The sequence below is a fragment of the Chromohalobacter sp. 11-W genome (assembly GCF_029889905.1).
Classification (GTDB): Bacteria; Pseudomonadota; Gammaproteobacteria; order Pseudomonadales; family Halomonadaceae; genus Chromohalobacter.
Genome location: NZ_JARANZ010000011.1, coordinates 121,733 through 127,732, shown reverse-complemented (window position 1 = coordinate 127,732; position 6,000 = coordinate 121,733). Strand labels below are relative to the sequence as shown.

Here is a 6,000-nt window from a genome sequence, read left to right as displayed (position 1 = left end):
GCGCCGCACACTGACGGCGAGCAAGAAGGATATCACCGGGTTCGAGGGTGATATGAAAGAGTTCGAGAAGGCGACCGAGAAGTACGGCAAGCAGTATCGGGGCATGCAGGAACGGCAGGTCAGCGACGCGCCATCCGATGCGCGCTCCATCTACAAGATGAACGACACCTATATGGATGTCAGAACCTTCTTCGATGAATGGAGTGGCGGGGTTATATTAGGGTTGTTTCCGCTGCTTTATGGTTTGGTTTTTTTCCTTTATTTATACTTCCTGAAATAACAGGTGTTCTTCTTACAGGTGTGGTTCCCGAAGTCGGGCGGGATGCAAGTGTCAGTGATTATATAGGAATTATAGGCCTTTGGTGTGTATGGTTGATATTGGTGGCGGCTTTTGTTTACCTCTTCTGGATATTCCGCATGGAATGTTTGGTCCAGCGCCATATCGTTGTGCGTTTCAATCGCAAGACGCGTAAGATCACCATCAATCGGCCCAATTTTGCCGGTGGCAATCAGGTCTATGACTGGGACGACGTGGTGGCCTCGGTCGATCCCGACGATCAGGTGGTGACCAAGAAGCGCAAGCGCGAAATCCTGATGCTGTTCTTCTTCAAGCAGCGCACCGGTGCCGAGCATCACGACGTTGTCTTTCTCGGGGCGCCCTTGCGCAGCGATCACGAACTCTATGCGCTGTGGGAGTATATCCGCCGCTACATGGAAGAGGGCCCGGAAAACCTTCCCAAACCCAAGTGCATTCCCCACTTCCCCTGGCCGTGGCGCTCGCTGCTGGCCCCCTGGAGCTTTCTGGAGAACAAGTGGGCGGCCGCGTCCTGGAGCCCCCGCATGATCGCGCTGGTGATCGTCGTTTCGCCGCTCATGCTGGTTCACGCCACGGCGCACTGGTGTTCGCTGCTGCTGTGCTGGCCGGTATACTGGCCGCGAAAGCTGCGCCGGGAAAGTACGTCATCCGGGGCGCCCCTTGAACATGGGTAGCGTCTGCAAAGTCGTTAGTCTTTTCTATCCAAACCATATATATGGCTGGGATTACGCGGCCCTGATGATCTGCTCAAGTCTAGGCGCTCCCAGTCTTATAGTGTGCGGTCGTCCACCCCATAGGTCGGCGGCACGAACCAGCGCACGTCCTGAGCATCACGCTCGATGTAATCCTCGACCTGCAGCAGGTTGGCGAAGATCGCCATGCGCATGGGAATGCCGTTGTCGGCCTGGCGGAAAATAGCCAGGCGCGGGTCGCCGTTGAGGTCGACATTGAGATCGTTGGCGCCGGGGCGGCTGTCGCGCGGCAGAGGATGCATGACCACCGTGGTCGGTGAGCAGCGCTGGTCGAGGAAGGCGCGGTCGACGATGAAATCCTGGGAAATCCCCGCGAAGGCTTCCGACATCTCTTCGGTGAAGCGTTCCTTCTGGATGCGCGTGGTGTAGATCACGTCGAGGTCGCTGAAGTCATTGGCCAGGCTTTCGCGTTGCTCGACGCGATGCCCACGCGAGGTGACCAGGTCGATCAAATGACGCGGCATTTCCAGCCCCGGCGGTGAGACCAGCGTGATGCGCAGCGGCCCGAACAGCGATAGCAGCTTGATCAACGAGTGCACGGTGCGGCCGTGCTTGAGGTCGCCGGTGAGCAGGAAGTGTGCACCTTCGAGGCGTTTGCCCAGGCGCGCGAATTCCTTCTCGATGGTGTACAGATCGAGCAGCGCCTGGCTGGGATGCTCGCCGGGCCCGTCACCGCCGTTGATCACCGGTACTTGGGTAGCCTCGGCGAATTTCGCTACCGCGCCCTGGTCGGGATGGCGCAGCACGACGGCGTCGACATAACCGCCCATTACGCGGCTGGTGTCGTAGAGAGACTCGCCCTTGGCCATCGAGGAGAAGGTGAAACCGGTAGTGTCGCAGACGCTGCCGCCGAGCCGCGAGAACGCCGCGTGAAAGCTGATACGGGTGCGGGTACTGGCTTCGAAGAACAGGTTGCCGAGCACTGCGCCTTCGAGCACGCGGGTCACCTTGCGCCGCTGGGCAAAGGGCTCCATGCGGCCGGCGAGCTGCATCAGGTGCTCGACGTAATCGCGGGACAGTGAATCGACGGAAAGCAGGTGGGAACTCATCGGTAAGCCTCGCAAGTGGCGCAGGGGATCGCTGCGCGTAGTGTACGCATACGCGCCGTTTGCTTCATCCGCTGCTTGCGTCGATCGGTGCGCTTCGCTTGGCCTGGGCGCTAGCGACTTCTATGGTAATGAATGCCATATCCCACCATTCAAGGAGCGAATGCCATGGGCGAGCAACATTTCCCCGCGCAGGAACAAGCCGACCAACCCGGCGATGAGCACACCATGCGACCCGAGCCCGAGTACATCCGCGACAGCTATCGTGGCACCGGCAAGCTCGACGGCAAGGTTGCCATCATTACTGGTGGCGATAGCGGTATCGGCCGCGCCGTGGCGGTGCATTTCGCCCGTGAGGGCGCGGATTGCGTCGTTGTCTATCTCAATGAAACGCGCGACGCCGAGGATACCCAGGCGCTGGTCGAAGCCGAGGGCCACGAATGCGTCCTGGTGCAAGGCGATGTCGGTGATCCGGTACTGTGCCGGCATGCGGTCGACACGACGCTGGCGAGCTTCGGCGCGCTCAATATTCTGGTCAACAACGCCGCCGAGCAGTACGACTGGGACGATGTCACGCAGATCCCCGATGACCAACTGCAGCGGACCTTCCAGACCAACGTCTTCAGCCATTTCTACATGGCCAAGCACGCGCTACCGCACATGCACGAGGGCGACACCATCATCGCCACCTCGTCGGTCAATGCGTTCAAGGGCAACGACACGCTGATCGATTACACGGCGACCAAGGGCGCCATCCAGGGTCTGGTTCGCTCGCTGGCGATGTCACTGGTCGACCGCGGCATTCGCGTCAACGCCGTGGCCCCCGGCCCGGTGTGGACGCCGCTGATCCCCGCCAGTTTCGACGAGGACAAGGTCGCCGGCTTCGGCGGCCAGGTTCCCATGGACCGCGCCGGGCAGCCCAGCGAAATGGGCCCCGCTTACGTCTACCTCGCCAGCGAGGAATCCTCCTACATGAACGGTCAGACGCTGCATCTCAACGGCGGTGTGATTCTCAATACCTAACGGTATGAACGCCTAAGAGTAGCGTGGGCGCTCATGAGTCAGCGGCTGGGCGCCATGACCTGCTTCAATTCTTGATAGGCGGATAGGCCTTCGGGGCCGAGTTCACGGCCAATCCCGCTTTTCTTTCCGCCGCCCCAAGCCGCCTGGGGCGGTGCCAGTTGGTCCATGTTGGTCCAGATCGAGCCTGCGGAGAGATGCCGTGCAATATCGACCGCCTTTTCATGGCTTCCGCTGACGATGCTGGCCGCCAGGCCGAAGTCGCTGTCGTTGGCGATGGCAATGGCTTCGTTATCACTGCTGAACTGGCGAGCGCAGAGGACCGGGCCGAATATTTCTTCCTGCCAGAGGCGGCTTTCGACGGGGACATCGCGAAACAGCGTGGGGGCCACGAAAAAGCCCTGGCGGGGGAGCTCGCGATGTGACGCCTCGCGCACGGGGATCAGCCCCTCATCCTTCGCAAACGCCAGATAGCGGTTGACCGTTGTCCGCTGCTTGTCGCTGACGAGCGGTCCGAGGGTCGTCGCTTCGTCGAGTGGATCCCCCATGACGAGGGCGTCGATATGGCGGCTCAGCGCCGCATACAGCTCCTCGGCCACGGCTTGGTGGACCAGCAGCCGCGACGTGGCTGAACATATCTGGCCAGCATTGGCGAAAATGCCGTTCATGACGAAATACGCCGCCTGCGCGATGTCCGCGTCCTCGGTCACGATGATGGGGGACTTGCCGCCCAGCTCAAGCGAGACATTACGCACGCCCGTGGCCGCGACGCGCATGACCGTCTCGCCGGTCGGGTTGCTGCCGGTAAAGGAAATCTTGTCGATCCCGGGGTGCTGGGTCAGCGCCTCGCCGATGCCGCGTCCGTCGCCGTTGACGAGGTTGAGGACGCCGTGCGGCAGGTCGATGGCCTGGGCGATATCGGCGATTGCCTGTTCCGGCATCGGCACGACTTCCGAGGGCTTGAACACGATGCAGCAACCGGCCGCCAGGGCGGGTGCGATCTTCCAGGCTGCCGTTACCAGGGGGAAGTTCCAGGGCGTGATCAAGCCCACCACGCCGATGGGGTCGAAATAACGACGGACTTGGACACCCGCGACCGGTTGCGCGCTTGGCTCGCCCTGACGGGTATCCAACTGTCTGGCGAGATCGGCGTAGTAGCGGTAGCAAGCGATTGCATCGTCGACATCCAACTGGCTCTCGGCCAGTGGCTTGCCACCATTGAGACTGATCGTTTGGCACAACGCGGCATGTTGGTCGGCCAAACCATCGGCCAGCCCCTCGAGATAGCGCCCACGGGCCTCGCCCGATAATCGCCGCCAAGCGGGCAGTGCGTCCCTGGCGGCGCACACCGCTGCGTCGACGTCGCTTGCGCTGCCCGCAGGCAGCTTGGCGATGACCGCTTCCCGGTAGGGATCGACCACATCCAAGCAACGTCCGCCATAACTCGCACGCCACTGTCCGTCGATGAATTGTTGGCAAATGTCTCGCATGAGGGCTCCTTCATTGCCATCGCATGGACACTATTGAAAATTGTTTCAATAGTGGCCAGTATAAAAGCATCGGCCCGCCTTTTACCACTCGGACACCGCTTCACCCCGCGGCAGGGCCCCAGGGCCATCACTCTTCTTTCGAATGGAGCGACTTTATGTGCGCCGCTTATTCTTCACGCGACCAGGTTGCATGGGATCTTTCCTACTGCGTTGAATCGGGGCCGGGCGCGGTCGCTGCCTTGAACGATTTCTGCGCGCGGCGCGGGATAAAACGGCCCTTGATAGTGACCGACCCAGGCTTTGCAAAGCTCGATCACTTAAATCGACTGAAAGCGCAGTTGGCCGAAGTAGATATTCTCTGTTCGCAGTTCGATGCGATTCACGCCAACCCATCCGACGAAGATGCTCTGGCAGCCGCAAATAGCTACCGTGAGCAGGGGGCCGACGCTATCATTGCCATCGGTGGCGGTAGTGCCATGGACGGCGCCAAGGGCGCGGCATTGATTGCCAGGCAGAACCGCTATTCGTTGTGGGACTTCGATTACAACGGCGCAACGCCGACGGATCTGACGCGCGATGACTTCCCGCCGTTGATCACCGTTCCGACAACGGCAGGTACCGGTGCTGAAGGCGATAGTACCGCTATGCTCATCGACACCCGGCGCGGCACCAAAGAGTGTATTCACCATCCGTTAGCGCGCCCCGAGAAGATCATCCTCGACCCCAATTTCACTCTTGGCTTGCCTGCCAACTTGACGGCATGGACGGGCCTGGATGCGCTGACCCATGCGCTGGAATCTTACCTCGTGCCGATGTTCCACCCGGTGTGCGATGGCGCGGCGCTTCAGGGGCTAGCATTAATCTGGGAAAACCTCGAGGAAAGCGTCGAAAACGGCACGAACCTGGATGCTCGCAGTAACATGCTGACGGGGTCTTTTTTGGCTGGAGTCGGTTTTCTAAAAGGCTTGGGATTGGTGCATGCCATCAGCCATATGGTCGGTGCCGCTTGCCTTACACATCATGGGATGACCAATGCCATCCTGCTGCCTATCGTCATGCGCTTCAACCGGCCTGCCCTCGAGCAAAAGTTACCCTCGATCGCGCATGCGATGAAGCTCCGAGATTGCCAATTCGAGACCTTTCATGCAGCCATCTGTTCGATGCTGGATAGGCTTGAGATTCCCAAGGGCCTTTCCGATATCGGGGTGTCGCACGAGATCGTCGACACCATCCTGGATTCGGTCGAAGGAGACCCCGCTTACTCGACCAATCCTGTGCCTTGCCCAAGAGAAACATTGGCGGCGCTGATTCACGAAGCCATTGATGCCGCACGTTGAGCGGCATGGAGTTATCAACCACGACCGAGAGGAATCATG

General features: G+C 60.3%; 5 protein-coding genes and 1 pseudogene. 4 read left to right on the top strand and 2 right to left on the bottom strand.

Translation table 11 applies throughout. The features are described from left to right. A pseudogene (locus OP494_RS14995) lies at positions 1 to 280 on the top strand (hypothetical protein); the annotation flags it as partial. 137 nt (positions 281 to 417) lie between these two features. Beyond that, on the top strand, positions 418 to 990 hold the full coding sequence (locus OP494_RS14990; protein ID WP_280542005.1) for a DUF6708 domain-containing protein: 573 nt from the start codon (positions 418 to 420) through the stop codon (positions 988 to 990). Between the two features lie 95 nt (positions 991 to 1,085). Here the strand turns inward: OP494_RS14990 and pyrB are convergent, their stop codons facing one another. Further along, positions 1,086 to 2,117 carry an aspartate carbamoyltransferase gene (pyrB, locus tag OP494_RS14985; RefSeq protein ID WP_280542003.1) on the bottom strand — a complete coding sequence of 344 codons (1,032 nt, stop codon included), beginning with the start codon at positions 2,115 to 2,117 and terminating at the stop codon, positions 1,086 to 1,088. A gap of 165 nt (positions 2,118 to 2,282) precedes the next feature. On the opposite strand from pyrB, the gene OP494_RS14980 reads away from it, so the two are divergent. Then, complete coding sequence (locus tag OP494_RS14980) at positions 2,283 to 3,137, top strand: SDR family oxidoreductase (protein WP_280542001.1); 855 nt, start codon at positions 2,283 to 2,285, stop codon at positions 3,135 to 3,137. 38 nt (positions 3,138 to 3,175) lie between these two features. Here OP494_RS14980 and OP494_RS14975 read toward each other — a convergent pair whose 3' ends face one another. Further along, positions 3,176 to 4,624, bottom strand: a complete 1,449-nt coding sequence (locus OP494_RS14975; RefSeq protein ID WP_280541999.1) for an aldehyde dehydrogenase family protein — start codon at positions 4,622 to 4,624, stop codon at positions 3,176 to 3,178. Between the two features lie 23 nt (positions 4,625 to 4,647). Here OP494_RS14975 and OP494_RS14970 point away from each other — a divergent pair, with 23 nt between their 5' ends. Continuing rightward, positions 4,648 to 5,961, top strand: coding sequence for an iron-containing alcohol dehydrogenase (locus OP494_RS14970; protein WP_280541997.1), 1,314 nt, complete (start codon positions 4,648 to 4,650; stop codon positions 5,959 to 5,961). Positions 5,962 to 6,000: the final 39 nt, after the last annotated feature.